General features: G+C 70.1%; 24 protein-coding genes. 6 read left to right on the top strand and 18 right to left on the bottom strand.

Features of this window, described 5'->3' with window-relative positions:
• Nucleotides 1-13: 13 nt before the first annotated feature.
• The gene (locus HUW10_RS16300; RefSeq protein WP_174504434.1) at nucleotides 14-163 is read right to left on the bottom strand and encodes a hypothetical protein; all 150 of its coding nucleotides are present in this window, start codon (nucleotides 161-163) and stop codon (nucleotides 14-16) included.
• A gap of 183 nt (nucleotides 164-346) precedes the next feature.
• Here HUW10_RS16300 and HUW10_RS16295 point away from each other — a divergent pair, with 183 nt between their 5' ends.
• A complete protein-coding gene (locus HUW10_RS16295) occupies nucleotides 347-1720 on the top strand; it encodes a gamma-glutamyltransferase (protein ID WP_174504433.1) in 1374 nt (457 codons plus the stop codon).
• 7 nt (nucleotides 1721-1727) lie between these two features.
• Nucleotides 1728-2900 carry a pyridoxal phosphate-dependent aminotransferase gene (locus tag HUW10_RS16290; protein ID WP_174504432.1) on the top strand — a complete coding sequence of 391 codons (1173 nt, stop codon included), beginning with the start codon at nucleotides 1728-1730 and terminating at the stop codon, nucleotides 2898-2900.
• A gap of 7 nt (nucleotides 2901-2907) precedes the next feature.
• Here HUW10_RS16290 and HUW10_RS16285 read toward each other — a convergent pair whose 3' ends face one another.
• Entirely contained in the window at nucleotides 2908-3609 is a 702-nt protein-coding gene (locus HUW10_RS16285; protein ID WP_174504431.1) for a CBS domain-containing protein, read from the bottom strand.
• A 121-nt stretch (nucleotides 3610-3730) separates the two neighbouring features.
• Nucleotides 3731-4480, bottom strand: coding sequence for a Crp/Fnr family transcriptional regulator (locus tag HUW10_RS16280; RefSeq protein WP_236656461.1), 750 nt, complete (start codon nucleotides 4478-4480; stop codon nucleotides 3731-3733).
• A 224-nt stretch (nucleotides 4481-4704) separates the two neighbouring features.
• On the opposite strand from HUW10_RS16280, the gene HUW10_RS16275 reads away from it, so the two are divergent.
• Nucleotides 4705-5151: a hypothetical protein gene (locus tag HUW10_RS16275; RefSeq protein ID WP_236656460.1), complete on the top strand. Its 447-nt coding sequence runs from the start codon at nucleotides 4705-4707 to the stop codon at nucleotides 5149-5151.
• Nucleotides 5152-5409: 258 nt separating this feature from the next.
• Here HUW10_RS16275 and HUW10_RS16270 read toward each other — a convergent pair whose 3' ends face one another.
• The 5 genes from HUW10_RS16270 to cydD form a co-directional block, all read right to left on the bottom strand.
• Nucleotides 5410-5619, bottom strand: a complete 210-nt coding sequence (locus HUW10_RS16270; protein WP_174504429.1) for a hypothetical protein — start codon at nucleotides 5617-5619, stop codon at nucleotides 5410-5412.
• 17 nt (nucleotides 5620-5636) lie between these two features.
• Nucleotides 5637-6776, bottom strand: a complete 1140-nt coding sequence (gene cydB, locus HUW10_RS16265) for a cytochrome d ubiquinol oxidase subunit II (RefSeq protein ID WP_174504428.1) — start codon at nucleotides 6774-6776, stop codon at nucleotides 5637-5639.
• 12 nt (nucleotides 6777-6788) lie between these two features.
• Entirely contained in the window at nucleotides 6789-8402 is a 1614-nt protein-coding gene (locus HUW10_RS16260; protein WP_174504427.1) for a cytochrome ubiquinol oxidase subunit I, read from the bottom strand.
• A gap of 119 nt (nucleotides 8403-8521) precedes the next feature.
• On the bottom strand, nucleotides 8522-10276 hold the full coding sequence (gene cydC, locus HUW10_RS16255; RefSeq protein ID WP_174504426.1) for a thiol reductant ABC exporter subunit CydC: 1755 nt from the start codon (nucleotides 10274-10276) through the stop codon (nucleotides 8522-8524).
• Nucleotides 10264-12036, bottom strand: a complete 1773-nt coding sequence (cydD, locus tag HUW10_RS16250; RefSeq protein WP_174504425.1) for a thiol reductant ABC exporter subunit CydD — start codon at nucleotides 12034-12036, stop codon at nucleotides 10264-10266. The genes cydC and cydD overlap by 13 nt, the downstream gene beginning before the upstream one ends.
• Before the next feature lie 178 nt (nucleotides 12037-12214).
• Here cydD and HUW10_RS16245 point away from each other — a divergent pair, with 178 nt between their 5' ends.
• Both HUW10_RS16245 and HUW10_RS16240 read left to right on the top strand, forming a co-directional pair.
• The gene (locus HUW10_RS16245; protein ID WP_174504424.1) at nucleotides 12215-13525 is read left to right on the top strand and encodes a chloride channel protein; all 1311 of its coding nucleotides are present in this window, start codon (nucleotides 12215-12217) and stop codon (nucleotides 13523-13525) included.
• A 73-nt stretch (nucleotides 13526-13598) separates the two neighbouring features.
• Nucleotides 13599-14102 carry an OsmC family protein gene (locus tag HUW10_RS16240; RefSeq protein WP_174504423.1) on the top strand — a complete coding sequence of 168 codons (504 nt, stop codon included), beginning with the start codon at nucleotides 13599-13601 and terminating at the stop codon, nucleotides 14100-14102.
• A 68-nt stretch (nucleotides 14103-14170) separates the two neighbouring features.
• Here the strand turns inward: HUW10_RS16240 and HUW10_RS16235 are convergent, their stop codons facing one another.
• Complete coding sequence (locus HUW10_RS16235) at nucleotides 14171-15148, bottom strand: MBL fold metallo-hydrolase (RefSeq protein ID WP_174504422.1); 978 nt, start codon at nucleotides 15146-15148, stop codon at nucleotides 14171-14173.
• A gap of 2 nt (nucleotides 15149-15150) precedes the next feature.
• Entirely contained in the window at nucleotides 15151-15933 is a 783-nt protein-coding gene (locus HUW10_RS16230; RefSeq protein ID WP_174504421.1) for an SDR family oxidoreductase, read from the bottom strand.
• 83 nt (nucleotides 15934-16016) lie between these two features.
• On the opposite strand from HUW10_RS16230, the gene HUW10_RS16225 reads away from it, so the two are divergent.
• On the top strand, nucleotides 16017-17234 hold the full coding sequence (locus tag HUW10_RS16225) for a CaiB/BaiF CoA-transferase family protein (protein WP_174504420.1): 1218 nt from the start codon (nucleotides 16017-16019) through the stop codon (nucleotides 17232-17234).
• 53 nt (nucleotides 17235-17287) lie between these two features.
• Here HUW10_RS16225 and HUW10_RS16220 read toward each other — a convergent pair whose 3' ends face one another.
• From HUW10_RS16220 to HUW10_RS16185, 8 genes are all read right to left on the bottom strand, one after another.
• The gene (locus HUW10_RS16220) at nucleotides 17288-18223 is read right to left on the bottom strand and encodes an energy transducer TonB (protein WP_236656458.1); all 936 of its coding nucleotides are present in this window, start codon (nucleotides 18221-18223) and stop codon (nucleotides 17288-17290) included.
• Nucleotides 18186-18701, bottom strand: a complete 516-nt coding sequence (locus tag HUW10_RS16215; RefSeq protein WP_174504419.1) for a glycine zipper family protein — start codon at nucleotides 18699-18701, stop codon at nucleotides 18186-18188. Before HUW10_RS16215 ends, HUW10_RS16220 begins: the two co-directional genes overlap by 38 nt.
• A gap of 112 nt (nucleotides 18702-18813) precedes the next feature.
• Nucleotides 18814-19968, bottom strand: a complete 1155-nt coding sequence (gene dnaJ, locus HUW10_RS16210) for a molecular chaperone DnaJ (protein WP_174504932.1) — start codon at nucleotides 19966-19968, stop codon at nucleotides 18814-18816.
• Nucleotides 19969-20059: 91 nt separating this feature from the next.
• Nucleotides 20060-21964: a molecular chaperone DnaK gene (gene dnaK / locus HUW10_RS16205; protein WP_174504418.1), complete on the bottom strand. Its 1905-nt coding sequence runs from the start codon at nucleotides 21962-21964 to the stop codon at nucleotides 20060-20062.
• Nucleotides 21965-22123: 159 nt separating this feature from the next.
• The gene (locus HUW10_RS16200; RefSeq protein ID WP_174504417.1) at nucleotides 22124-22744 is read right to left on the bottom strand and encodes a nucleotide exchange factor GrpE; all 621 of its coding nucleotides are present in this window, start codon (nucleotides 22742-22744) and stop codon (nucleotides 22124-22126) included.
• Nucleotides 22745-22804: 60 nt separating this feature from the next.
• A complete protein-coding gene (locus HUW10_RS16195; protein WP_174504416.1) occupies nucleotides 22805-23569 on the bottom strand; it encodes an SDR family oxidoreductase in 765 nt (254 codons plus the stop codon).
• Nucleotides 23566-24312 (bottom strand): class I SAM-dependent methyltransferase, encoded by a 747-nt coding sequence (locus tag HUW10_RS16190; RefSeq protein WP_174504415.1) that lies wholly within the window; start codon nucleotides 24310-24312, stop codon nucleotides 23566-23568. Before HUW10_RS16190 ends, HUW10_RS16195 begins: the two co-directional genes overlap by 4 nt.
• Entirely contained in the window at nucleotides 24309-24821 is a 513-nt protein-coding gene (locus HUW10_RS16185; protein WP_236656456.1) for a hypothetical protein, read from the bottom strand. Before HUW10_RS16185 ends, HUW10_RS16190 begins: the two co-directional genes overlap by 4 nt.
• Nucleotides 24822-24875: the final 54 nt, after the last annotated feature.

The raw sequence follows: 24875 nt of genomic DNA, 5'->3' as shown, positions 1-24875 counted from the left end.
ATCGGGCCGGCGGTCAGGCGGGGACGAGCGCCTGCAGGGCGAAGGCGAAAATTCCAAAAGCGATTACGCTCGAGACATAAATGAGCGAAAACCAGGCCAGCTTGCGCAACTTGTCATGGTTGCGCAAAGTGCGGTTCAGCCACGCGTCGATCGTCGTCAGCATTGTTGCGGTCTCCTGCTGCATCATCCTCGCGGGCGGCGCGCCGTCCCGCATTGCCGTCGAATTGGGGTGCGGGGGCGGCGGCGCAACCCGCGCCGGGCGCGGGGCTGGATGGCTCGAATGTTGCCCGGCCGGGCGAAGGCGGTTATCCCGGTTTCGCTCCTGCCGTATTCCACAGTCACGAGGATGGCGAATTTGTCGATCTTGCGCCGCACCGCCCCGCTCGCCGCCGCACTCCTGCTCGCCGGCTGCGGCCTGTCGAACGAACTTGTCGGCGGCGGCGGCAACGCCCGGCTGGGCGAGCCGAAGCCGCAGGCGCCGGTGGCGGGGTTCGTCGTCACGCCGGTGCCGGAGGCGAGCGTCGCGGCGCACGAGATCCTGCAGAAGGGCGGCAATGCGGTGGATGCCGCGGTGGCGGCGGGCTTCGCCCTCGGCGTCACCCTGCCCTCGCGCGCCGGGCTCGGCGGCGGCGCTGTTTGTCTCATCGACATGCCGCATGACGAGGGCGGCACCGGCCGCCCCGTCGCATTGCTGTTTCCGCCCGGCACGCCGCGCGGCAGCCAGGCAGGGGCGGCGCGCCCGGCGGCGGTGCCGCAGATGGCGCGCGGGCTGCTCGCCATGCAGGCGCGCTACGGCGCCCTGCCGCTCGCCACCGACATGGCGCCCGCCGCCACGATGGCCGGCGGCGGCGTTCCGGTTTCGCGCGCGCTGGCGGCTGATCTTGGCGTGGTGGGCGATGCGCTGCTGGCCGATCCGGCCGCGCGCAACGTGTTCGCCAGCCCCGCCGGCCAGCTGTTGCAGGCCGGCGAGACGCTGCGCCAGCCGGACCTCGCCGCCACGCTCGCGCGGTTGCAGAGCGGCGGGGTGCTGAGCTTCTACCAGGGGCACCTGGCGGACAGCCTGCTCGCCGGGGCGGCCGAGGCGGGCGCGGGGCTGACCGCGACCGACCTGCGCGCCGATGCCGCGCGCTATGCCACGCCGGATATCGTTCATGCGCTGGGCGCGGACATCGCTTTGCCGCCGACCGCTGCCGGGATGGGCACGCGCGCGGCGATAGAGGCGCTGGCGAGCGCGCCGGACGATCTCGCCGGGGCGGGGCGCGACGCGCTGGCTGCCGCCGCCGCTGCGCGGCATGTGACCGGGTTCGGCGCGCTGCCGGCTTCGGCGGGATATGCGATCGCCGATGCGAAGGGCGGCGTGGTCGGCTGTGCGACGACGATGAACAACCTGTTCGGCACCGGGCGGATCGCCACCGGGACGGGCATCCTGCTCGCCGCCTCGCCGAAGCGGGTCAGCCCGCCGCTGCTGAGCGTGGCGCTCGCGACCACGGATGGCGCCTTCCGCGCGGTGACGACGGGAGCGGGACAGGCGGGCGCGCCGCTCGCAGCCGGGGCGGCGATGGCCGAATCGCTGCGCGCCGGCCAGGCGATGCCGCATCCGGTGCCGGCGCCGGGCCGGGCGAATGCGATCGCCTGTTCGGGCACGCTGCCGGGAGCGCCGAAATCCTGCGCCGCCGTGGCCGATCCGCGCGGCGCCGGGCTCGCCATCGGGTCGCGCTGAGGCGGCCATGGCACTGAAAACCGGCACGGCGGGGCGGGTTCCGCCCTTTCTGGTGATGGACGTGATTTCGGCGGCCAATGCGCTCGCCGCGAGTCCGGCAGCGGCGAATCGCCGGGTGATCCGCATGGAGGTCGGCCAGCCCGGCGCCGGCGCGCCCGAGGGGGTGCGCCGCGCCATTGCCTGCGCGATGGAGGGGCGCGATCCGCTCGGCTATACCGAGGCGCTGGGGCTTGCCGGGCTGCGCCGGCGGATCGCCGCGCATTACGCCGACTGGTATGGGCTCGACCTGCCCGCCGCGCGCATCGCGGTGACCGCCGGGGCCTCGGGCGGGTTTCCGCTCGCCTTCCTCGCCGCGTTCGAGCCGGGGGACACGATCGCCCTCGCCGCGCCCTGCTATCCGCCCTATCTGAACATCATGACAGCACTCGGGCTGCGGCCGCTGCTGCTGCCGGCGACCGAGGAGGCCGGGTTCCAGCCGACGGTCGCGATGCTCGAAGCGCTCGATCCGCAGCCGGACGGGCTGCTGATCGCCTCGCCGGCCAATCCGACCGGGGCGATGCTGCATCCCGACGACCTCGCCGCCCTCACCCGGCACTGCCATGCGAACGGCATCCGGCTGATCAGCGACGAGATCTATCACGGCCTGACCTATGGCACGCCGGCCGCCACCGCCGCCGCCTTCAGCCCCTCGGCGATCGTGATCAACTCGTTCTCGAAATATTTCTCGATGACGGGATGGCGCGTCGGCTGGATGGTGCTGCCGGAGGAGCTGGTGCGGCCGGTGGAGTGCCTGGCGCAGAACATGTTCATCTGCGCGCCGCATGTCGCCCAGCGCGCGGCCGAGGCGGCGTTCGACTGCCACGCCGAACTCTCGGCGCGGCGCGATGCCTATGCAAGCTCGCGCGCCCTGCTGCTCGACGCCCTGCCCCGCGCCGGGATGACGAAGCTCTCGCCGGCGGATGGCGCCTTCTACATCTATGCCGACATCGCGGCGAGCGGGCAGGACAGCGCCGAATTCTGCCGGGCGATGCTGCACGAGCTGCACATTGCGGCGACGCCGGGGCATGATTTCGACACCGCGCGCGGCGGCGATTTCGTGCGGTTTTCCTATTGCGCGGACGAGGCCGACATCGCCGAGGCGGCGCGCCGGCTGACCGAATCGCCGCCCGGACGCAGGTAAGGCTGTTTCAGTAGGAACCGAAAGCGACCCCGCTGGTGGGATCGACATAGACCATTTCGTCGGCCACCCGGCGGACGCCGCCGATCCCCTCGGCGAGCACGATCAGCGCCATCCGCTCGGCATCGCTGAAGACGGGGCCGGAGAGCGTCGCGATACCGTGATCGACCTTGACCTCGATGGTCGCCTTGGGCGCCCAGTTGGTTTTCTCGATGGCGGCGCGGATGCGGGTTGCCACCACGTCGTCACTCACCGGCGTGTCCTCGATCACCAGCAGGGCGGTGATCAGGCGGGAGAGGATGTTGCGGCGGTTGAGCATGCCGAGCAGGACCTCGCCCTGGACCACCGGCAGTTGCTTCACATGGTAGGTTTCCATGATGTCGATCGCGTCGGAGAGCGGCGTGTCGGGGCCGACGGAGCGGACCGGCGTGGTCATGATCTCGCCGACATGGCGGCCGCGGGTGCGCGCGAACTGGCGGGCCGAGGTTTCGGGGGCGAGGAAGCCGCGCCACCAGCCGATTTCCGGCACGGTTTCAAGCTCGGGGCGGCGGAGCATGTCGCCATCGGTGACGATGCCGAGCAGGCGGCCGCCGCGGTCGATCACCGGGAGGGCCGAGAGATTCTGGTCCAGCATGATGCGGCCGGCATCAGCGAGGGTGGTTTCCGGCTCGACGGTGAGCGGCCCCACCGTCATGATCTCGCGCACGTTCATCGGATCCTCCTTCTGGCTGAGGGGGATGATGGGCGCGCTGCCCGCCGCGCGCATTGACCTGCGTCAAACGCTGGCGCGGGCGAATAGAGCACGCTCCGATCCCGATGGATCGGATGATGCTCTAGGCGCCGGCGCGGGCGATCTCGTGCAGGGCGTGCGGCTTGACGACGCTGATATTGTGGTCGGGTGTGACGTCGATCACGCCCTGCTTGCGCAGCGCCGAGAGGGCGCGGGAGACGGTTTCGATGGTCAGGCCGAGATAGTCGGCAAGGTCGGTGCGGGTCATCGGCAGGCGCAGCGATTCCCTGCCGCCGCCGCACAGCATCGCGCGGTGGCTCCAGCCATCGATGAAGCTGGCGAGACGCTCGATCGCGCTCTTGCGGCCGAGCAGGAGCATCTGTTCCTGGGCGACGATCAGCTCGTGCGAGGCGACGTCGAGCAGGCGGCGCTCGAGTGCGGGGAAGCGGGAGAAGACGCCGCGCAGCTCGGTGCGGTCGAACCGGCAGAGGCGGACATCCTCGATCGCCTCGGCGCTGAAGGTGTAGCGGTCGTCGGCGGCGAGGCCGACGAAATCGCCGGGGCCGACAAAGCCGGTGATCTGCCGCCTGCCATCCGGCAGATCCTTGTGCAGGCGGGCAGTGCCGGCATTGATGTTGAAGAAATAGCGTGCGCTGTCGCCCTCGATGGCGAAGCTGTGGCCGCGGGCGACCGTGATCTGCCGGGCGACGCTGGCGAGGAAGTGCAGGTCTTCGTCGGCGAGTGCGTCGCACAGGCCGATATGACGCGCACCGCACCCCGCGCACAGACCCGGAATGATGGCTTCGGAAAGATTTATCGGCGAACGATGCGCCCGATCCCGCTGCTCCAACATCTGCGCGCCCTTCTGACGTCTCAGAATGTTGTATCTAGGCCAGCCGACGCGCGGGGCGCAACCGCAATCATTTTGAACCGACTGTTCGTTATGTCATCGAAATCATGCCTGGGGCGGCATCTGAACCGGAATTTGATCAGGGTTCCGGCGGCAATACTTGATTTCGATCAAGGCGGGCGGCGTCGTGGCGGGCAATCCTGTCATGCTTATTGATGATGAGGATCATGCACGAACCGGCATTCCTGATTGAACCGATGAACGAGGCGCAGATCGACCCGTGTTTCGTGCTGGCGCGCCTCGTGCAGCCCTGGCTGGACTTGCCGCGCTGGCGCCGCCACGCGCGCGGGCTGCTCGGGGCGGACCCGAACCGGCGCGGGACGATCACGATCCGCTGGGTGCGGCGCGACAATCCGTGCGGCCTCGCCTGTTACCGGTGCGTGAGCGACATCGAGCACGGGATGGTGATGGCTGTGCGGCCCTTCGCGGTGATGGACCCGCTGCATGGGCGGGAGCTGCGCGCCGCCATGGCGACGCGGCTCGCGGCGATGGCGCGGGCGGCCGGCTGCGGGGCGATGCGGATCGTCTCGACCGGGCCGGACATGCCCACGGAAGCGCTCGCCGCCATGGCCCGCGCGGTGACCAGCACCGGCGAGCATACGTTCCTGTTCTGAACCCCTCTTTCCAGAGCACGTTCCGATCCATCAGGATCGGATGTCGTGCTCTGTTGTGTTGATAAACCGAATACGGCACCGCGTGGTGGCGGATGCGCCAACGCGCCCCGATCCAGCGGATCGGGGCGCGCGCGCATTCCCGCGCCGTCAGGGGAAATGGCGGCGGGCGTAGAGCCAGGCGATGACGTAGAGCCCGAAATAGACGAACGGGATGAACAGGATGAGGCCTTCGAGTCCGCCGAGCATGGGGGGGTCTCCTCAAACGTGGTTGCTGTTGTGGTTGCGGGCGCGGACGGCGCTTTCCTGCGCCTCGAACAGCACGGCACCGCTGGCGGCGATCAGCACGATCATCACCGTGCCGACGAGCCAGCCGAAATACCAGGGGCCTTCATCGCCGGTGACCACCGCGAGCAGGATGGCGGCGACCAGGATGCCCCCGAGGGCGACGAACTTGATCATGGACAGCATGGATGGTGCCTCCCGCTTCAATAGGAGTGGTCGTTGGCGATGACGGCCTCGGTTTTCACCTTGCCGCGCATGACGCGGAAGGCCCAGGCCGTGTAGCTCAGGATGATCGGCACGAAGACCAGCGCGAAGGCCAGCATCCAGCCGAGATTATAGGCGCTGCCGGAGGCGTTCCACACCGTCAGGCTCTGCGCCGGGGCGGTGGTGGAGGGCATCAGGAAGGGGAACATCGCCGCCCCGGTGGTGAAGATCGTGCCGATCCAGGCCAGCGCGCCGAGCCACCAGCCGAGGATCGGCTTGCGGGCGGCGAGCGCGAGCAGGCCCGCGATCATGCCGAACAGGCCCACAGCCGGCAGCAGCCAGAGCACCGGGTGCTGGTGGAAATTGTCCATCCAGGCGCCCGCGCGCATCGCGACCGCAGGGCCGCCGAGCGGGGTCGCCGGCATCGCCGGGTTGACCGGGGCGGTGTAGGCGAAGCCCTTGATGAAGCGGACCCAGACGCCACCGATCGTGAACAGGGCGGCGGCGAGCAGGCCGGCGGGCACCGCGTAGCGCCGGGCGCGCTCGGCGATCGGGCCCTCGCCGCGGATCATCAGCATCGCCCCGCCCTGATGGACGGCAAGGGCGAGCGACATCACGCCGCACATCACCGCGAAGGGGTTGAGCAGGTACCAGACGAAGCTCTCGTCCTGGTAATACTGGCCGTCCCAGCCGAAATGGAACCCCACCCCCTGGAGCACGTTGCCGAAGGCGGCACCGTAGATGATCATCGGCAGGGCGCCGGAGATCAGGAATGCCCAGTCCCAGGTCGAGCGCCAGCGCCTTGCATCGACCTTGGAGCGGTATTCGAAGGCGACCGGGCGCATGATCATGCTGAAGAGCAGCAGGATCATCACCACGTAGAAGGTCGAGAAGGAGGTGGCGTAGAGCGTCGGGAAGGCGGCGAAGATGGCGCCGCCGCCGAGGATGAACCAGACCTGGTTGCCATCCCAGTGCGGGCCGATCACGGCGAGTGCGGTGCGGCGCTCGGCATCGGTGCGGCCGACGAAGCGCAGCAGCGCGCCGACCCCCATGTCCATCCCCACCATGATGGCGAGGCCGCAGAGCAGCACCCCGAGCAGCACCGCCCAGATGAGCTTGAGCGCGATATAGAGTTCCATGGCGCGGTTTCCTTATTGCCAGGACTTGTCGGCGAAGCCGGGGCGCATCAGTCCGACGCCGACCGGAGCCTCGACCGGGCGGGGATGGGCGTGCTCGCCGGGGCCGAGCCTTGCGTATTTGAACATCAGGTAAAGCTCGGCGGCGATGAACAGGCTGTAGAGCAGGGCGAAGCCGATCAGCGAGAACAGCATGTAGCCGACCGAGTGGCTGGAGGCGGACTGGAAGGTCGGCAGCCAGCCATAGACCGTCCAGGGCTGGCGGCCGTTCTCGGCGGTGATCCAGCCGAATTCGCAGGCCAGCACCGGCAGCGGGATCGCCCACATCGCCGCGCGCATCACCATCGGGTGTTTCTCAAGCTCGTTGCGCAGGCTGTAATAGGCGCCGAAGGCGAAGACCACGAGGAAGGCGAGGCCAAGCCCGACCATCAGGCGGAAGCTCCAGAACTCGACGAAGACGTTGGGGATCGATTCGCGGCCGGTTTTCTGCAGGATGCCGGGCAGGTTCGCGGGCGTGATCCTGGAGAGATCCTGATCCGGCGCGAAGCGCTGGGCGAGGAAGCCGTAGCCCATGTCCGCCTCGTTCTTGCGGAAGGCGGCGAGTGCCGCCGGGCTGTGGGTTTCGCCATATTGCTTGAGCGCGATCACCGCCTGGATGCCCTTGGCGGCGCGGGTTTGCGCCTGCTGCTCGAGTTCGGCGATGCCGGGGATGCGGACGTTCCAGGCATGCGCGACCAGCGGGGTCAGCACATAGGGCACGCCGATCTCGAAATCGTTTTTCTGGGTGCGGTCGTTCGGCACGGCGGCGATCAGCCACGGCGCGCCCGGCCCCTTGGTGGTGTGCCAGATGCCTTCCATCGCGGCGAGCTTGGCGGGCTGCACCAGATAGTCCATCCGGCCGAGCGCATCGCCCAGCGTGACCACGCCGAGGGTGGAGATCAGCCCGAAAATCGCGGCGATGCGGAAGGAGCGGGCGGCGAATTCGCGGTGCTGGCGGCGCAGCAGGTAGTAGGCGGAGATGCCCATCACGAACATCGAGCCGGTGACGTAGCCGGCGATCGAGGTGTGGACGAATTTCGCCTGCGCGTCCTGGCTGAAGACGAGGGAGGCGAAGCTGTGGAACTGCATCCGCATCGTGTCGGGGTCGAATTTGGCGCCGGTCGGGTCCTGCATGAAGCCGTTGGCGATCAGGATCCACAGCGCCGAGAGATTCGAGCCGAGGGCGACGAGATAGGTGATGGCGAGGTGGGCGGGGCGGCTCAGCCGGTCCCAGCCGAAGATCATCAGGCCGATGAAGGTGCTTTCCATGAAGAAGGCCATCAGCCCCTCGATGGCGAGCGGGGTGCCGAAGACGTCGCCCACGAAATGCGAATACATCGACCAGTTGGTGCCGAACTCGAATTCCATGGTCAGGCCGGTGGCAACGCCGATGGCGAAGTTGATGCCGAACAGCTTGCCCCAGAACAGGGCCATGTCCTTGTAGATCTGCTTGCCGGTGATGACGTAGACCGTCTCCATCGTCGCGAGCAGGAAGGTCATCCCCAGCGTGAGGGGGACGAACAGGAAGTGATACAGCGCGGTCAGCGCGAATTGCAGGCGCGACAGGTCGACGACTGTCGGGTCGATCATGGTGAACTCCTGGCCCGATGACCGGCGGGACCCCCGCCCGGCCGTGGTTGGCATTGCCCAGAGCGTTAGACCGCTGGGGCGGCGCCGCATTGATCTGTATCAATCCGTTGCAGGCGGGCTCAGAAGTGGCGCGACATCTCCCGCAGCCGTGACAGCCGCGCCACAGGCCCCTCGCCCCGGCGGAGCGCGCCGAAGCGGCCATCGGCGACGATGCGGCCCTGCTCCAGCATCACCACGCGGTCGTCATCGGCGAGGTGGTCGAGACGGTGGGTGATGGCGATGACCGTGCGCCCGGCGGCAAGGCCGGCGAGCGCGCGGCGGAATTCAGCCTCGGTCAGCGGGTCGAGCCCCTCGGTCGGCTCGTCGAGCAGCAGGAAGGGGGTGGCGCGCAGGGCGGCGCGGGCGAGCGAGAGCCGCCGCGCCTCGCCGCCGGAGAGTTTTGCCCCCGCCTCGCCCACCAGCGAATCGAGGCCGTCGGGACGGGTGCTGACGAAATCGGCGAGGCGGGCTATCTCGAGCGCGCGCCAGAGTGCCGCGTCGTCGGCATCCGGGCGGGCGAGGAGGAGGTTGTCGCGCAGGGTGCCGGCGAAGATCGCGGTGGTCTGCGAGACCACGGTGAAGAGCGAGCGCAGGTCATCGCCGCGGATGGTGGCGAGATCGACGCCGCCGAGCGTGGCGCTGCCCGCCGCGGGCGGGGCGAAGCGGAGCAGCAGGTTGAACAGCGAGGTCTTGCCCGCGCCGCTGCGGCCGAGAATGGTGACGTGCTCGCCCTCGGCGATCGCGAGGTCGATGCCGGCGAGCGCCGCATGGGCGGCGTCGGGATAGCGGAGCGAGACGCCATCGAGCCTGAGGTCGAGCCGGGCCGGGCGGGGCGGGCTGGAGGCGGGCTCGGCGACGGGGGGCGGACGGTCGAGCAGGTCGAAGACGCGGCGGGCGGATTCGGCCATGCCGCCGAGGAGCTGGAAGGCGGCCGGCAGCGGGGCGACCGCTTCGAAGGCGGCCATCGCGCCGAGGGCGAGCAGGGCGATGACCGGGCCGGCGATGCGGTGCGCCGCCGCCAGCGTGCCTGCGAGCGGGAGCATCGCCAGCATGGTCAGGCCGGAGGCGAGCAGGATGGCGGCGGCGCCGAAGCCTGCGATCGCCGCGAGGCGGCGCTGGGCGGCGAGCAGGGCGACGCTCGCCGCATCGACCCGCGCCGCCATCGCCCCGCTCGCATTGCAGGTGAGCAGTTCGGCCATGCCCTGGACGGAATCGACGAGATCGGCGCGCAGCTGCACCTGCACCGCGACGGCGGCGCGGGCGGGGTTGCGGCCGAGACCGAGGCTCGCCAGCGGCACCGCGACGCCGGCGATGGTCAGGCCGAGCAGGAGCAGCAGCCCGGCCGCGGGCGAGACGATGGCGAAGCCGAGCGCCATGACCAGCGCCGCCGCAGCCGCGATCACGAAGGGCGAGACGACGCGGAGAAAAAAATCGCCCAGCCGGTCGATATCGGCGACGAGGCGGGAGAGCAGGTCGCCGCCGCGCTCGCCGGCGAGGCCGACCGGGGCGAGCGGTTCGAGCCCGGCATAGGCGACCATCCGCAGCCGGGCGAGCAGGCGGAACGTCGCCTCGTGATCGACCAGCCTGCCGGCATAGCGGGCGAGCACGCGCAGGGTGGCGAAGAAGCGCACCCCGGCGGCCGGGGTGAAGAAATTGAACACGTTCTGCGCCGCGTAGCCGGCGAGGCCGGCGACGCCGGTGGCGGCGAGGAACCAGCCGGAGAGCGCGAGCAGGGCGAAATTCGCCAGCACGGTGAGCAGGCCGAGTGCTACGCCGGCGAGCACCCAGGCCCGGTAGGGCGCGTAGAGGCGGAGCAGGCGGATCAGGTCGCGCATGGTGCCTCCGCGGCGCCGAGCAGGGCGGCGTAAGCGCCGCCGCGGGCGAGCAGCTCGTCATGCGTGCCGGATTCGGCGAGGCGCCCGCCCTCCAGCACCAGGATGCGGTCGGCCCGGCGCACCGTGGCGAGGCGGTGGGCGATCAGGATCGCGGTGCGGCCGCGGGCGAGGTCGGCGATGGCGGCGGCGATCTCGGCCTCGGTTTCGAGGTCGAGATGGGCGGTGGCTTCGTCGAGGATCAGCAGCCGCGCGTCGCGCAGGAAGGCGCGGGCAAGGGCGAGGCGCTGGACCTGGCCGCCGGAGAGCCCGGCGCCGCCATCGCCGATGCTTGTCTCGATCCCGGCGGGCAGGCGGTCGATCTCGTCGAGCAGGCGGGCGCGGCGGAGGGCCTCGCGCAGCGCCGCGTCGTCCGCTTCCGGCCGGGCGAGGCGCAGGTTCGCGGCGATCGTGCCGGCGAAGACGCGGGGGGTCTGCGGCACATAGGCGAGTTGCGCCCACCAGGCCTCACGGTCGAGCGCGGTGAGCGCGGTGTCGTCATTGACGAGGACGGCGCCGGAGTGCGGGGCGACGAAGCCGAGCAGGGCGGCGGCGAGGGTGGATTTGCCCGCACCGGAGCGGCCGACGATGGCGGTGAGCGTGCCGGCGGGAAAGGCGCAGTCGATCCCGTGCAGCACCGTCTGGCCGGGCTCGTGGGCGATGGTGAGGCCGGCGCAGCGCAGCGACAGCGGACCGGATGGCGGAGCGGCATCGCCCCAGGTCGTCGCGGGTTGTGTATCGAGCACGTCGAAGATGCGGCCGGCGGCGGCCAGCGCCGTCATTCGCGCGTGGTAATGGGTGGCGAGGCCGCGCAGGGGGAGGAAGAATTCCGGCACCAGCAGCAGCACGAAGAAGGCGGGAAAGAAGCCGATATGCCCGTGCAGCAGCCGCGCGCCGAACAGCACGGCGACCAGGGCGATCGAGAGCGAGGCGAAGAATTCCAGCACCGCCGAGGTGAGGAAGGCGATGCGCAGCCCGGCCATGGTGGCGCGGCGGTATTCATCGGCGATGCGCCCGATCAGCGCGATCTCGTCGCGCGCGCGGCCGAACAGCCGCAGCGTGGTGATCCCCTGCACGGCATCGAGGAAGCGGGCGCTCATGGTCAGCAATTCGCGCCATTGCCGGCGGTTGATCGCCTCGGCGCGGTAGCCGACAAAGACCATGAAGACCGGGATGATCGGGCCGGTGACGAGCAGGACGAGGAAGCTGATCCAGTCCACCGGGAAGATGGCGGCGAGAATGGCGAGCGGGACCAGTGCGACCAGCGCCATCTGCGGCAGGTAGCGGGCGAGATAGGGCTCCAGCGCCTCGACACCGTCGAGCAGGGTGGCGGCGAGGTCGGCGCTGCGCTCGCCGGCGGCGTAAGCGGGGCCGAGGGCGAAGAGATGGTCGAGCAGGGTGCGGCGGAGCGAGAGCTTGACCGCGGCGGCGGCGTGGTGGGCGGCGTGTTCAGCAGCAAAGCTCAAAGCCGCGCGCAGGAGCAGCAGCCCGGCCAGCGCCGCGAGCGGCAGCGCCAGCGCGGCGGCGGCTTCGTGGCGGAAGATCAGCGCGGTGACGACATGGGCGAGCAGCAGCGCCTGAGCGATCACCGCGAGGCCGGCGGCGAGGCCGAGCCCGATGGCGAGCGCGAGCCAGCGCCGCGCCCCCTGCCCCGCCGCGATCAGGCGACGGTCGAGCGCGCGGCGGGGCGGGGTGGCGGAAGCCTCGTTGGATGGTGCGGTCAAGTCTGTCCTCTCAGGCGGCGCCGGCGGCCGCAGCGCCGGGCGCGGGCGGCGGACGGTTCACATGCGGTGCCCGTTCTGGCATTGACATGAATCAAGCGGTATCGGGCAAGCCCCGCGGGCGCGGCGGGATGTGGCCTGGCCCTGCCGCCGGGATCATTTTTCAGGGAGATCTTCATTCATGGCGGCATTGAAACGCAATCTCATCTTCGTTCTCGCCGCCATCATCACCGGACTGGTCTCCATCGCCTTCGGCATCGGCGTCGTCCGCGCGACGGCGCTGTTCCAGCATGTCACGGCGCAGCACGGCTGGATCGTGTTCCTGCTTTGCCCGGCGGGGCTCGCGCTCATCGTCTATCTCACCCGGCAGGTGTTTCCCGGCGCGCAGGGCTCGGGCATTCCGCAGGCGATGGCCGGGTTGCAGATGCAGGATTCGGCCGATGTCGATTCGGTGCTGTCGCTGCGGATCGCGGTGGGGAAATTCCTGCTGACGCTGATCGGCTTCGCGAGCGGCGCGTCGATCGGCAAGGAGGGGCCGACGGTGCAGATCGGCTGTGCTGCGATGAATATCTGCGGGCGGATGGGGCTGGAGCGCACCCATGCGCTGCAGCGGCTGCTGATCCTCGCCGGGGGGGCGGCGGGCATCACCTGCGCCTTCAACGCGCCGCTGGCCGGCATCGTCTTCGCGATCGAGGAGATGGCGCGCAGCTTCGATGACCGGCAGGTGCGCTCGATCATCCTCGCCGCCTTCGCGAGCGGCATCACCCTGATGTTCGTCCTCGGCTACCAGCCTTATTTCGGCTTCTCGCACGCGGTGCTGAAGCTGGACTGGGTCTGGCTGCTGATCCCGGTCTGCGCCGTGATCGGCGGGCTCGCGGGCGGGGTGTTCGCGCAGATCCTGGTGACACCGTGGAAGTTCCTGCCCGGCGCGATCAACCGCCTCGCGCAGAAGCAGCCGGTGATTTTCGCCGCCTTCTGCGGCCTCGTGCTCGCGGCGATCGGCTTCGCCTCGCACGGGATGGTGTTCGATGCGAGCTATGCCAATGCGCGGGATGCGATGGTTTCGGGCGTGCTGCCGCCGGTCGATTTCGCGCCGCTGAAATTCCTCGCCACCCTGGTGTCGTATCTCTCGGGGATTCCGGGGGGGATTTTCGCGCCCTCCCTCGCTGTCGGCGTCGGCGTCGGCACGGCGTTCGTGCATCTGCTGCCGGGATTGCCGGTGGCGGGATTCGCGATGGTGGGCATGGCCGGGTATTTCGCCGGCGTCGTGCAGTCGCCGCTGACGGCGGCGGTGATCGTGATCGAGATGACCTCCGATCCGTCGATGTCGGTGCCGGTCGGGATTGCCGCGATCCTCGGCACCATGGCTTCGCGGCTGGTCTGCAAGGAGCCGGTCTATCACGCGATGTCGCACCAGTTCCTGCGCGTCGTCGAGAACCGGCCGATCCCCAAGCCCAATACGGTGGAGCCGGCGCCCGAGGCGCATCGCTGATCCGCCGCTTGCCTCGGCGGGGCGGCGGCTGCATCCTCGCCGCAAGACACAGGACAGTTTCCGGGAGACCGCGATGGATGCCGCCGAACTCCGCGCCTTGCAGGCGCCGCTGAAGCAGAAATACCGCGAGGATGCCGCCTCGGCGCGGATCGTCTCGCGCGCGGTGGGCGAGATCGTGCAGGGCGGGCTCGCCTGCGTGGTGCGCGGCCATGACGGCGAGGTGACCGCCGGGCTGCACGAGGCGGCCGGCGGCGACGGCTCGCAGGCCTGTTCGGGCGACATGCTGCTGGAGGCGCTGGTCGCCTGCGCCGGGGTGACGCTGTCCGCCGTCGCGACCGCGATGGGGGTGATTGTGAAGCGCGGCAGCATCACCGCCGAGGGGGTATGGGACGCGCGCGGGACGCTGGCGATCGACCGCGCCACGCCGGTGGGTGTCACCGAGATTTCGCTGCGCTTCGATCTCGACACCGATGCGGACGAGAAAAGCGTGGCCCGGCTGATCGAGAGCACCGAGCGCTATTGCGTGATCCTGCAGACGCTGCGCAACCCGCCGCGGATCGAGGCGATTCGCGGCTGACCCCCTTCAGCCGGGTTTTTGATCCGGCTGAGGGCAGTCAGCCGGGTTTTTGATCCGGCTGAGGTCGGTCAGCCGGGATCGAGGCGGAACAGGCCGGTCTCGCCGACATCGAGCGTGGAAAAACGCGCGGCCGGCAGGCCGGCGGCCTCGCGGGCGGCGGCGAGGTCGCGCTCCGGGGCGTCGATCGCCTCGTCGGTGAGCTGGAACGTGCCGAAATGCATCCCCACCGCCCGCGCCGCCCCCAGCTCGGCGAAGGCGCGCACCGCATCCGCCGGGTTCATGTGGACATTGCCCATGAACCAGCGCGGCTCGTAGGCGCCGATCGGCAGCAAGGCGAGGCCGGGGCGGCCGAGACGCTCGCGGATCATGCGGAAATAGCCGGTATAGCCGGTGTCGCCGGCGAAATAGAGCTGGCCGGCTTCATGGCGCAGCATGAAACCGCCCCAGAGCGTGGCGTTGCGGTCGCGCAGGGTGCGGGCGGCGAAATGCCGCGCCGGGGTCAGGGTGATGCGGGTGCCGTGCAGCTCGGCATGGTGCCACCAGTCAAGCTCGGTGACCGGGCCGAGCCCCTTGCGGGTGAGAAAGGCGCGGTTGCCGAGCGGGGTGAAGATCGGGATGCGGCCGAAGCGCGCGTGCAGGGCGGCGAGGGTCGGGATGTCGCAATGGTCGTAATGGTTGTGCGAGAGCAGGATCGCGTCCGGCTTCGGCATCGCCTCGAGCGTGAGGCCGGGCGGGCGGACCCGGCGCGGCCCGGCCCAGCCGACCGGCGAGCAGCGATCCGAGAGGATCGGGTCGGTCAGCAGCACGAGGCCCGGCAGGCGGATCAGGAAGCTCGCATGGCCGATGAAGGTCACCGCCGCCTCGCCCGCCGCCACCGCGGCGGGCGGCGGAGCAAAGATCCGGTTTTCCACCCGGTCGGGCCATTTCGCCCGTCCCTCGCGCCGCGTGACCCAGCGGAGCATCGGGAAGCGGCCGGTGCGGCGGCGGGCGCCTTCGGGGTTGAAGAAGCGGGCGCCGTCGTAATGATCCGAAACCGGGTAGGCCAAGGTCAGCCGAACGCCGCGTTGAAGGCGCCGCCATCGAGCAGCAGGTTCTGGCCGACGATGAAGCCCGCCTGTGCGCCGCAGAGGAAGGCGCAGGCATCGCCGAATTCCTCCGGCGTGCCGACGCGGCCGGTCGGGTTGGCGGCGGCGCGGGCGGCGAGCTCGTCCTCGACCGAGCGGCCGGAGGCGCGGGCGGCGGAGGCCGCGTTGTCCCGCAGACGGTCGGTCATGAAGGGGCCGGGGAGAAGATTGTTGATCGTCACGTTGTGCTTCGCGACCTGGCGGGCGAGGCCGGCGACGAAGCCGGTGAGCCCGGCGCGGGCGCCATTGGACAGGCCAAGGGCGGGGATCGGCGATTTCACCGCCGCCGAGGTGATGTTGACGATGCGGCCGAAGCGGCGCTCGATCATGCCATCCACCGTCGCGCGGATCAGCGCGATCGGGGTGAGCATGTTGGCGCGCAGGGCGGCTTCCCAGTCGGCGTCGGTGAATTTGCGGAAATCGCCGGCGGGCGGGCCGCCGGCATTGTTGATCAGGATGTCCGGCGCGGGGCAGAGGGCGAGCGCCGCGGCGCGGCCCGCCTCGGTGGTGATGTCGCCGGCCGCGATCTCGACCTTCACCCCGGTTTCGGCGCGGATCGCCGCCGCCGTTTCGGCCAGCGCCGCCTCGCCGCGCGCGGTGATCACCAGATCCACGCCCTCGCGGGCGAGGGAGACGGCCACGGCGCGGCCGAGCCCCTTGCTGGCCGCGCACACGATCGCCCGCTTGCCCTTCAATCCGAGTTCCATCTCCGCTCCCTTCCCTGTCCTGCTTGTGTCGAGGCCGCGTCCATAGCATCAGATGGGCGCGACACCGAATTCGACAGGGGACCATGATCGCCGCCATGACCGAACGCGCGCTGACCGGGCTGAAGGTGATCGACCTGACCAGGGTGCTGGGCGGGCCGTATTGCACGATGATCCTCGCCGATCACGGCGCGGACGTGATCAAGATCGAGCCGCCGCAGGGCGACGAGGTGCGCGACTGGGGACCGCCTTTCCTCGAGCGGGCGGACGGGGCGCGGGATGCGAGCTATTTCCTCGGTGCCAATCGCAACAAGCGGGCGATGACGCTCGACCTCGCGCACGAGCAGGGGCGCGCGGTGCTGCTGCGGCTGCTGGAGGAGGCCGACGTGCTGGTGGAGAATTTCAAGCCCGGCACGCTGGAGAAGTGGAATATCGGCCAGGCGGCGCTGGCCCCGCGCTTTCCGCGCCTCGTGCATTGCCGGATCTCGGGGTTCGGCGCCGACGGGCCGTTCGGCGGGCTGCCGGGCTATGACGCGGTGGTGCAGGCGATGACCGGGCTGATGACCATCAACGGCCGCCCCGGCGAGGGGCCGCTCAGGATGGGGACGCCGGTGGTCGATCTCGCGACCGGGCTGTATTCGGCGGTCGGCATCCTGATGGCGTTGCAGGAGCGCCAGCGCTCGGGGCGCGGGCAGTTCATCGACATGACGCTGCACGATGCGGGCATGGCGCTGCTGCACCCGGCGGCGGCGAATTACCTGCTGAACGGCAAGCGGCCGGCGGCGACGGGCAACGCCCATCCCAACATCGCCCCCTATGACACCTTCCCGACCGCGACCTGCGAGATTTTCATCGCCGGCGGCAATGACGGGCAGTTCCGCAAGCTCTGCGCGCTGCTGGAGCGGCCGGACCTCGCCGCCGATCCGCGCTTTGCCACCAATGCCGACCGGCTCGCCAACCGCGCGGCGATGACCGCGGCGCTGAGCGAGGCGCTCGCCGGGCATGACGGCGAGGAACTCGCCGAGCGGATGATCCGCGCCGGGATTCCGGCCGGGCCGGTGCGGCCGGTGGATGCGGCGCTGGAGAGCGAGCACGCGCGCCACCGCGCCATGGTCGCGGAGCTGGACGGGGTGCGCACGCTGGGCACGCCGATCAAGTTCTCGCGCACGCCGGGCGGGCCGCACGCGGCACCGCCGGGCTTTGCCGCGCATCTCGACGAGATCCTCGCCGAGCATGGCTATACCGGGGCCGAGATCGCCGCGCTGGAGGCGGCGGGGGTCATCCGCCGCGCCCGGCGCGGCTGATTTTTGCCCCGCCGCGTGGGGCTGGTCCCTGCCCTGCCCCGCACGGGGCGGGGTCAGTGGATCAGGATGAAGTGGATGGTTGCCGTCACCTGCTCGGATTTCGCCTTCGAGCCGGGCGGGAATTTCGGCACCTGCGCACCGTTGAACAGCCCATACCACGCCATGTCGAGCAGCGGCGCGCCGGAGCGGCTGACCATGTGCAGGTCGATCACCCGCCCGTCGGGCAGCACGGTGAAGCTCACCGTCACCGAGCCCTGCTGGCCCTGGGCGGCGGCACCCTCGGGGTAATAATCATGCGTGTTCACCCATTTGTTGAAGGCGCTCTGCCAGTCCGGCCCGGCCTTGCCCTTGAAGACGATGTCGGGCGCATGGCGGTTGAAGTCGGGGGCGGCGGGGGCGAGGTTGAGCGCCGTGCTGCGATGGGTGAGCGCGGTGCTCGGCCGGCTGCCGAAGGACATGCCGTTCATCACGACATAGCTGTGGCGCGGCGCCGGGCGAGACGGGCGGGGCGGCGATTTCGGCACCGGCGGGGCGTGCGGGACGATGGAGGCCTGCATCGGCGGCGGGGCGAACTGGCGCGTGTCGAGATGGACCGCGGGCGGCGCTGGTGATGGCGCGGGAACCGGCTTGGGTGCTGGTTGCGGCGGCGGGGCGGCAAGCGGCGGCGGCGGCAGGGATGGTGTGGCCTCGGGCGCGTGGCGGGGTTCTGCGGGGGCGGCGTCGTGCTTCGCCGTGTGGGTCAGGCCGGAATTCTGAAACACGACTTCGATGCCGGATTGGGGGTGCGGCTCGGGCAACCGACGGCGATGCACCACGTAGAGCAGCAGGAGCAGGATCGCCGCGTGCAGGGCGATCGAGACCGGGAGCGGAATCCGCCAGCGCCGGCGCCGTCGCGGCCGCGCCATCGGCGGCGGCGCGGCACCGAGTGCGACACCGCCGGCGCGGACCGGATCAGTAATGCGGATAGGCGTAGTAGCCGGGCGGCGCATAGGACGGCGCGCCGTAATTGTAGGACGGTCGGTATCCGCGCGCATAGCCTTCCATCTTGTTGCCGTGCGCTACCATACACTGGGCATAGGCGACGTTGTAGCGCGCCTGCATCGAGTCCGCCGCGTTCTGGGCGTTGCCGCCGCCCATGGTGCTGCCGAGCAGCAGGCCGGAACCCGCGCCGATCGCGGCCCCGGTGCCGGCATTGCCGCCGGCAGCGCCGAGCAGCGCGCCGGCGGCGGCGCCGAGCAGGGTGCCGCCGACCGCGGTGTTGGTGGCGGACTGGCCGGCGGCCTGGGCCTCGGCCGGGTTGATCTGGCGGCTCGCGTAATAGCGGCAGAGCGAATCGTCGTGGCGGAACTGGTCGAAGGAGATTCCGGGGCCGGGCATCGAGACCACGCTCGGCCCGCTCGGCGGGGCTACGGCGCAGCCGGCGAGAAGCAGGGCGATGGCGGCGGCGGCAGGCAGAACTGGCTTCATGATGTTCATCCTGTTGGTTGGCGGCCTGCCGGGATAGTTGGGCGAGGCACGGCGGAAAGCAACGCCCCGCCGCCGCACCGGAGCCTGGCTTCGGGGCGGCGGCGGGGGATTGTTACAATCCGTCGAAAAATTCCTTCACCTTGGCGAAGAAGCCTTCATGCTCGGGGCTGCCGGCGGCGGTGGTCCCGGCCTCGCGCTCGAATTCCTCGAGCAGTTCGCGCTGGCGCCTGGTCAGGTTCTGCGGGGTTTCGACCGCGACCTGGATATACATGTCGCCGCGCGCCGAACTGCGCAGCACCGAGAACCCCTTGCCGCGCAGGCGGAACTGGTCGCCCGTCTGGGTGCCGGCGGGGATCTTGACCCGGGCGCGGGAGCCATCGATCGCGGGAACCTCGATCTCGCCGCCCAAGGCGGCCTGGGCCATGCGCAGCGGCACGCGGCAGAAGACGTTCGCACCGTCGCGCTGGAAGATCGGATGCGGGCGGATCGCGACATGGACGTAGAGATCGCCGGGCTGCGCGCCGCGGCCGCCGGCCTCGCCCTCGCCGGAGAGGCGGATGCGCGTGCCATCCTCGACGCCGGCGGGAATGGAGACCGAGAGGGTGCGCTCGCGCGGCACGGTGCCGACGCCGGAGCAGACCCGGCAGGGATTGCGGACGGTGCGGCCGGCGCCGCCGCAGGTCGGGCAGGTGCGCTCGACGACGAAGAAGCCCTGCTGGGCGCGCACGCGACCGGCGCCGCCGCAGGTCGAACACGCCTCGTTGGCGGCGGATTTGTCGGCCGAGCCGGAGCCCGAACAGGCATCGCAGGAGACGCGCGTCGGCACCCGGATCTCGCTCTTGGTGCCGGCGAAGGCCTGGGTCAGGTCGATCTCGACGGCGGCGCGGATATCCGCCCCGCCGCGCTCGGCCCGGCCGCCGCGGCGCCCGCCCATCGCCTCGCCGAACATCTGCTCGAAAATATCGCCGATGCCGCCCTCGAACCCGCCGAAACCGCCGAAGCCGCCGCCGCCAAAGCCGCCGGCACCCGGCCCGCCGCCTTCGAACGCGGCATGGCCGAAGCGGTCATAGGCGGCGCGCTTCTGCTCGTCCTTGAGGACGTCGTAGGCTTCGTTGATGTCCTTGAATTTCTGCTCGGCCGCGGCATCGCCCGGATTGCGGTCCGGGTGATATTGCATCGCCAGCTTGCGATAGGCCTTTTTCAGCTCATCGGCGGCGGCGCTCCGCGATACGCCGAGCAGTTCATAATAATCCGTCTTCGCCATGATCCCGGCTCAATCCCGACAATCTCAGAAACAAGAATGTCCCGGACCATCGCTGGTCCGGGACTGGCAAGCATCTATCGTGCGGCGGCGACCGTCACGCGGACTTCTTCTTGTCGTCGACATCCTCGAACTCGGCGTCGACCACCTTGTCGCCCGGCGCGGACTCGGCACCCGGCTGGGCGGCGCCAGCCTCGGCCTGCGCCTTGTACATCGCCTCGCCGACACGCATCGCGACCTGGGTCAGCCGCTCGGTGGCCGACTTGATGGCCTCGAGATCGCTGCCCTCGAGCGCCGAGCGGACCGCGGCGATGGCCGCCTCGGCCTCGCCCTTGTCCTGGGCGGAGACCTTGCCCTCGTTGTCCTTCAGCGTCTTTTCGGTCTGGTGGACGAGACCGTCGGCATGGTTGCGGGCATCGACCAGCTCGCGCTTGACCTTGTCGGCCGCGGCGTTCGCCTCGGCATCCTTGACCATGCGCTCGATATCGGTGTCCGACAGGCCGCCGGAGGCCTGGATGCGGATCTGCTGCTCCTTGCCGGTCGCCTTGTCCTTGGCCGAGACGGAGACGATGCCGTTGGCGTCGATATCGAAGGTGACCTCGATCTGCGGCACGCCGCGCGGGGCCGCGGGAATGCCGGTCAGGTCGAAATTGCCGAGCAGCTTGTTGTCCGCCGCCATCTCGCGCTCGCCCTGGTAGACCTTGATGGTCACGGCGGTCTGGTTGTCGTCGGCGGTGGAGAAGGTCTGGCTCTTCTTGGTCGGGATCGTGGTGTTGCGGTCGATCAGGCGGGTGAACACGCCGCCCAGCGTCTCGATGCCGAGCGAGAGGGGGGTGACGTCGAGCAGGAGGACGTCCTTGACGTCGCCCTTCAGCACCGCGCCCTGGATGGCCGCGCCGATGGCCACGACCTCGTCGGGGTTGACGTTGCGGGCGGGTTCCTTGCCGAAGAAGGTCTTCACCGTCTCGATGACCTTGGGCATGCGGGTCATGCCGCCGACCAGGATCACCTCGTCGATCTCGCCGGCGGTCACACCGGCATCCTTCAGCGCCGCGCGGCACGGGCCGAGCGTGCGCTCGACCAGATCATCGACGAGGCTTTCGAGCTTGGCGCGGGTCAGCTTCATCACGAGATGCTTCGGCCCCGAGGCGTCGGCGGTGATGAAGGGCAGGTTGATCTCGGTTTCCTTCGAGGAGGACAGCTCGATCTTGGCCTTTTCCGCGGCTTCCTTGAGGCGCTGGAGGGCCAGCTTGTCCTTGCGCAGGTCGATACCCTGCTCGCGCTTGAACTCGTCGGCCAGGTAGTCGATCACGCGCTGGTCGAAATCCTCGCCGCCGAGGAAGGTGTCGCCATTGGTGGATTTCACCTCGAACACGCCATCGCCCAGTTCGAGGATCGAGACGTCGAACGTGCCGCCGCCGAGGTCGTAGACCGCGATGGTGCCGCCGTTCTTCTTGTCCATGCCGTAGGCGAGGGCCGCGGCGGTGGGCTCGTTGATGATGCGCAGCACTTCGAGCCCGGCGATCTTGCCGGCGTCCTTGGTGGCCTGGCGCTGGGCGTCGTTGAAGTAGGCGGGGACGGTGATGACCGCCTGGGTGACGGCTTCGCCGAGATAGGCCTCGGCGGTTTCCTTCATCTTGGTGAGCACGAAGGACGAGATCTGGCTCGGCGCGAAGCGCTGGCCGCGGGATTCGACCCAGGCATCGCCATTGTCGCCGCGGACGATATTGTAGGAGACGAGGCCCTTGTCCTTCTCGACGGTGGGATCCTCGTAGCGGCGGCCGATCAGGCGCTTGACCGCGTAAAGCGTGTTGGTCGGGTTGGTGACCGCCTGGCGCTTGGCGGACTGGCCGACCAGGCGCTCGCCGCTCTCGGAGAAGGCGATCATTGAGGGTGTCGTGCGGGCGCCTTCGCTGTTCTCGACCACGCGGACATCCTTGCCCTCCATGATCGCGACGCAGGAATTGGTGGTACCGAGGTCGATGCCGATGACCTTGCTCATAGAAACACTCCTTTCAGCGGGTGCGCCGGACCCGAAGCATCGGGCACACCCCTATTGTTTCGCCCGCTTGATGTATTGAACCACCCCTGCGGGCACAAGGGGTCGGCTGGCCGGAGGGGCCGGAATTTTGGCGCAGCGGCGATGACCGACGCGCGGGGATCAGGCCTCGATATCGAGCGGCTTGCCGGGCTGGCCGCCGGAGGGCGCCTTCGCCACCACCACCATCGCCGGGCGGAGCAGGCGGCCGTTCAGCGTCCATGTCCGGCTCCAGGCCTGGATCACCGTGCCGGGCGGGGAGTCGGCGGTTTCCTGCTCGGCCATCGCCTGGTGGCGGTCGGCATCGAAGGTGGCGCCGATCGCCTCATCGGCGCGGATGCCGTTGCGCTCGAGCATGGCGATGAAGCTGCGCTCGACGCCGGCGAACCCGTCGCGCAGCTTGGCGAGAAGCGGGGATTCGCCCTCCTGCGGCGGCGGCAGGGCATCGAGCCCGCGGCGGAGATTTTCGGCCGCCTCGGCAACGTCGGCGGCGAATTTCTGCACCGCGTAGAGCCGGGCATCCTCCACCTCGCGCCGCGTGCGGGCGCGCAGGTTTTCCATGTCGGCCTGGGAACGGATCCACTTGTCGCGCAAATCGGCGGCCTCGGCCTCGAGGGCGGCGATCCGCTCGTGGGCGGCGGCAAGCTGTTCAGCCTCGGAGGCGGGCGCCGTGTCGCTGCCAGCCGCCAGGGGGTCCGGGCCCGTCTTGTGGTCGGGGCCGGCGTTCAGCGTGTCTTCGGTCATGTCGCCGCAATTAGGGCACGCCCCCCGCCGGCACAAGGGCGTCTCTGGTACGACGCCGCGCTATCCGGCGCTGAACGAGACGTCGCGCTGGCGGCGCATCAGGTGCTCGCCGGCATCGACATAGAGGGTGGTGCCGGTGAGCGAGGGGGTCTCGACGATGAAGCGCACGGCGCGGGCGATGTCTTCGGGCTGCGAGCCGCGGCGCAGCGGCGTGGCATCCTGGCCGCGGCGGAAATTCTCCTCGCTCTGCTTCGCGCCGATCAGGGTGAGGCCGGGGGCGACACCGCAGACGCGGATCGCCGGGGCGAGGGCCATCGCCAGCATCTCGGTCGCCGCGGCGAGGCCGGCCTTGGCGAGGGTGTAGGAGAAGAAATCGGGGTTGAGATTGGCGAGTTTCTGGTCGAGCAGGTTGACGATCACGCCGGGCTGGCCGGCGAGGCCGGACGCCATGTCGCGCGCGAGCAGCACCGGGGCGGCGAGGTTGGGCGCGATATGCTCGGCGATCGAGGCGGCGGTGACGCTGGCGGCCGAATCGAATTCGAAGCGCGAGGCGTTGTTGACCAGGACGCTGACCGGGCCGGCGAGGGCGGCGGCGCGGCCGATCAGGGTTTCGACCGCTGCGGGATCGGCGAGGTCGGCGGCGAGGACATGCGCGATCCCGCCCTGCGCGCGCAGCTCGGCGGCCAGGGTCTCGGCCTCGGCCGACGAGGCGCGGTGGTGGATGACGACCGGGAAGCCCGCCGCCGACAGGGCGCGGACGATGGAAGCGCCGAGCCGCTTCGCGCCGCCGGTGACGAGGGCGGCACCCGCGAAGGGCGGGCTCACGCGAAGAGCGCCGCGTCGAGGGCGGCGGGATCGTCGAGCAAGGCGGTCGGGCGCGGGGCGAGCAGCGCGAACAGGCGCGCGGTGCCGAAGGCGGCGAGATCGACCTCCATCATCTCCGCGACCATCGCCTCGTAGGCCTCCTCCAGGCGGGAACTCGCGGGGTCGAGCCCGGAGACCAGGAGCAGGCCGGTCGGCGGCGCATCGAGCGCGAGCAGCCGCAGGTCTGGCCGGTAGCGCCGCAGCAGCACGGCCATCTTCCAGACATCGCCGGCCCACCAGCCGGGCACCACCGCATCGCGGCGCAGCTCCTCGTTCTGGTCGCGGAAGGTGATCCTGGGGTCGATCGGCAGGCAGTCATGCAGGGCGATCACGCTGCGGCTGTGGCAGACATGCTCGGTATTGATGAAGTCGCGCAGCAGGAACTCGAACCGGTGCATGCCATCGAGAAAGGCGAAATCGACCGGGCCGCCGAGGATGGCGAGCGGATCGTGGCGGGCGAAGAACGCGTCGCTGCCGCAGGAATGCAGGTGGCAGGCGGGCTTGCCGGCGAGGACGTCGCGGTCGAGCTGGAAATCGGGGTCGATCGCGAGGCTCTCGGCTTCGGCAAGGGCGAGGGATTCGCCGCGCCAGACGCCGATCTCGAGATAGCGGCGCGGGGCGAGCGCGCGATGCAGACGGCGCAGGCAGTCGAGATAATCGGCCCCTTGATGATGGGCCATGACCTCGGGGGCGGAGAGGCTCATCGCGCGCTCCGCGACGCGGCGGCGCGCTCGGCCGGGGTAAGCTGGAATCCGACCAGCACCTGCTGGGTGGCGCTGCGCGGGGCGCGGGGGAAATCGAGCCGGATCGGCCTGGTCGTCGCCACCGCCTGGGTGGCGCCGTGGCGGAAGTCGAAGCGGACCGGATAGACCTGCTTGGCGATGATGCGGTCGCCTTCGGTGATCGCGACGAAATACGGCAGGGTGTAGCGGTCCTGCCGGGCGGCAATGCCGCGGGTGGCGGCGAAGCCGATGCGGAAGACGACGCGCTCGCCGGCATCGCCGTGCGGCGCGCATTTGCCGGCAACGCCGGTGACGCGCGCATCGACGATCCGCGCCGCGACATCGTCGGCGGGGCCGGCGACGCGGACGAGGCGATCGGCCTGTTGCAGCACCGCGACCTGCGGACAGTCGAGCTTCGGGCCCGGCCCACCGGCGCAGGCGGCAAGACCGAGCGGGGCGAACAGGGCGGCAAGGCGGGCAATGCGGGTCAACGCGGTCTCCATCCGATTTGTTAACCCTCCCTTGCCATCAAAACGGCGATCGGT

This window comes from Acidiphilium sp. C61 (assembly GCF_905116885.1).
GTDB lineage: Bacteria > Pseudomonadota > Alphaproteobacteria > Acetobacterales > Acetobacteraceae > Acidiphilium.
This window is presented reverse-complemented; position numbering and strand designations above follow the sequence as displayed.

What these genes read in the sequence shown, in the direction of transcription:
- HUW10_RS16300 (WP_174504434.1), bottom strand. Translation starts at nt 163, where the DNA reads ATGCTGACGACGATCGACGCGTGGCTGAACCGCACTTTGCGCAACCAT.
- HUW10_RS16295 (WP_174504433.1), top strand. Translation starts at nt 347, where the DNA reads ATGGCGAATTTGTCGATCTTGCGCCGCACCGCCCCGCTCGCCGCCGCA.
- HUW10_RS16290 (WP_174504432.1), top strand. Translation starts at nt 1,728, where the DNA reads ATGGCACTGAAAACCGGCACGGCGGGGCGGGTTCCGCCCTTTCTGGTG.
- HUW10_RS16285 (WP_174504431.1), bottom strand. Translation starts at nt 3,609, where the DNA reads ATGAACGTGCGCGAGATCATGACGGTGGGGCCGCTCACCGTCGAGCCG.
- HUW10_RS16280 (WP_236656461.1), bottom strand. Translation starts at nt 4,480, where the DNA reads ATGTTGGAGCAGCGGGATCGGGCGCATCGTTCGCCGATAAATCTTTCC.
- HUW10_RS16275 (WP_236656460.1), top strand. Translation starts at nt 4,705, where the DNA reads ATGCACGAACCGGCATTCCTGATTGAACCGATGAACGAGGCGCAGATC.
- HUW10_RS16270 (WP_174504429.1), bottom strand. Translation starts at nt 5,619, where the DNA reads ATGCTGTCCATGATCAAGTTCGTCGCCCTCGGGGGCATCCTGGTCGCC.
- cydB (WP_174504428.1), bottom strand. Translation starts at nt 6,776, where the DNA reads ATGGAACTCTATATCGCGCTCAAGCTCATCTGGGCGGTGCTGCTCGGG.
- HUW10_RS16260 (WP_174504427.1), bottom strand. Translation starts at nt 8,402, where the DNA reads ATGATCGACCCGACAGTCGTCGACCTGTCGCGCCTGCAATTCGCGCTG.
- cydC (WP_174504426.1), bottom strand. Translation starts at nt 10,276, where the DNA reads ATGCGCGACCTGATCCGCCTGCTCCGCCTCTACGCGCCCTACCGGGCC.
- HUW10_RS16245 (WP_174504424.1), top strand. Translation starts at nt 12,215, where the DNA reads ATGGCGGCATTGAAACGCAATCTCATCTTCGTTCTCGCCGCCATCATC.
- HUW10_RS16240 (WP_174504423.1), top strand. Translation starts at nt 13,599, where the DNA reads ATGGATGCCGCCGAACTCCGCGCCTTGCAGGCGCCGCTGAAGCAGAAA.
- HUW10_RS16230 (WP_174504421.1), bottom strand. Translation starts at nt 15,933, where the DNA reads ATGGAACTCGGATTGAAGGGCAAGCGGGCGATCGTGTGCGCGGCCAGC.
- HUW10_RS16225 (WP_174504420.1), top strand. Translation starts at nt 16,017, where the DNA reads ATGATCGCCGCCATGACCGAACGCGCGCTGACCGGGCTGAAGGTGATC.
- HUW10_RS16220 (WP_236656458.1), bottom strand. Translation starts at nt 18,223, where the DNA reads ATGCGCCGCCCGGCTACTACGCCTATCCGCATTACTGATCCGGTCCGC.
- HUW10_RS16215 (WP_174504419.1), bottom strand. Translation starts at nt 18,701, where the DNA reads ATGAAGCCAGTTCTGCCTGCCGCCGCCGCCATCGCCCTGCTTCTCGCC.
- dnaK (WP_174504418.1), bottom strand. Translation starts at nt 21,964, where the DNA reads ATGAGCAAGGTCATCGGCATCGACCTCGGTACCACCAATTCCTGCGTC.
- HUW10_RS16200 (WP_174504417.1), bottom strand. Translation starts at nt 22,744, where the DNA reads ATGACCGAAGACACGCTGAACGCCGGCCCCGACCACAAGACGGGCCCG.
- HUW10_RS16190 (WP_174504415.1), bottom strand. Translation starts at nt 24,312, where the DNA reads ATGAGCCTCTCCGCCCCCGAGGTCATGGCCCATCATCAAGGGGCCGAT.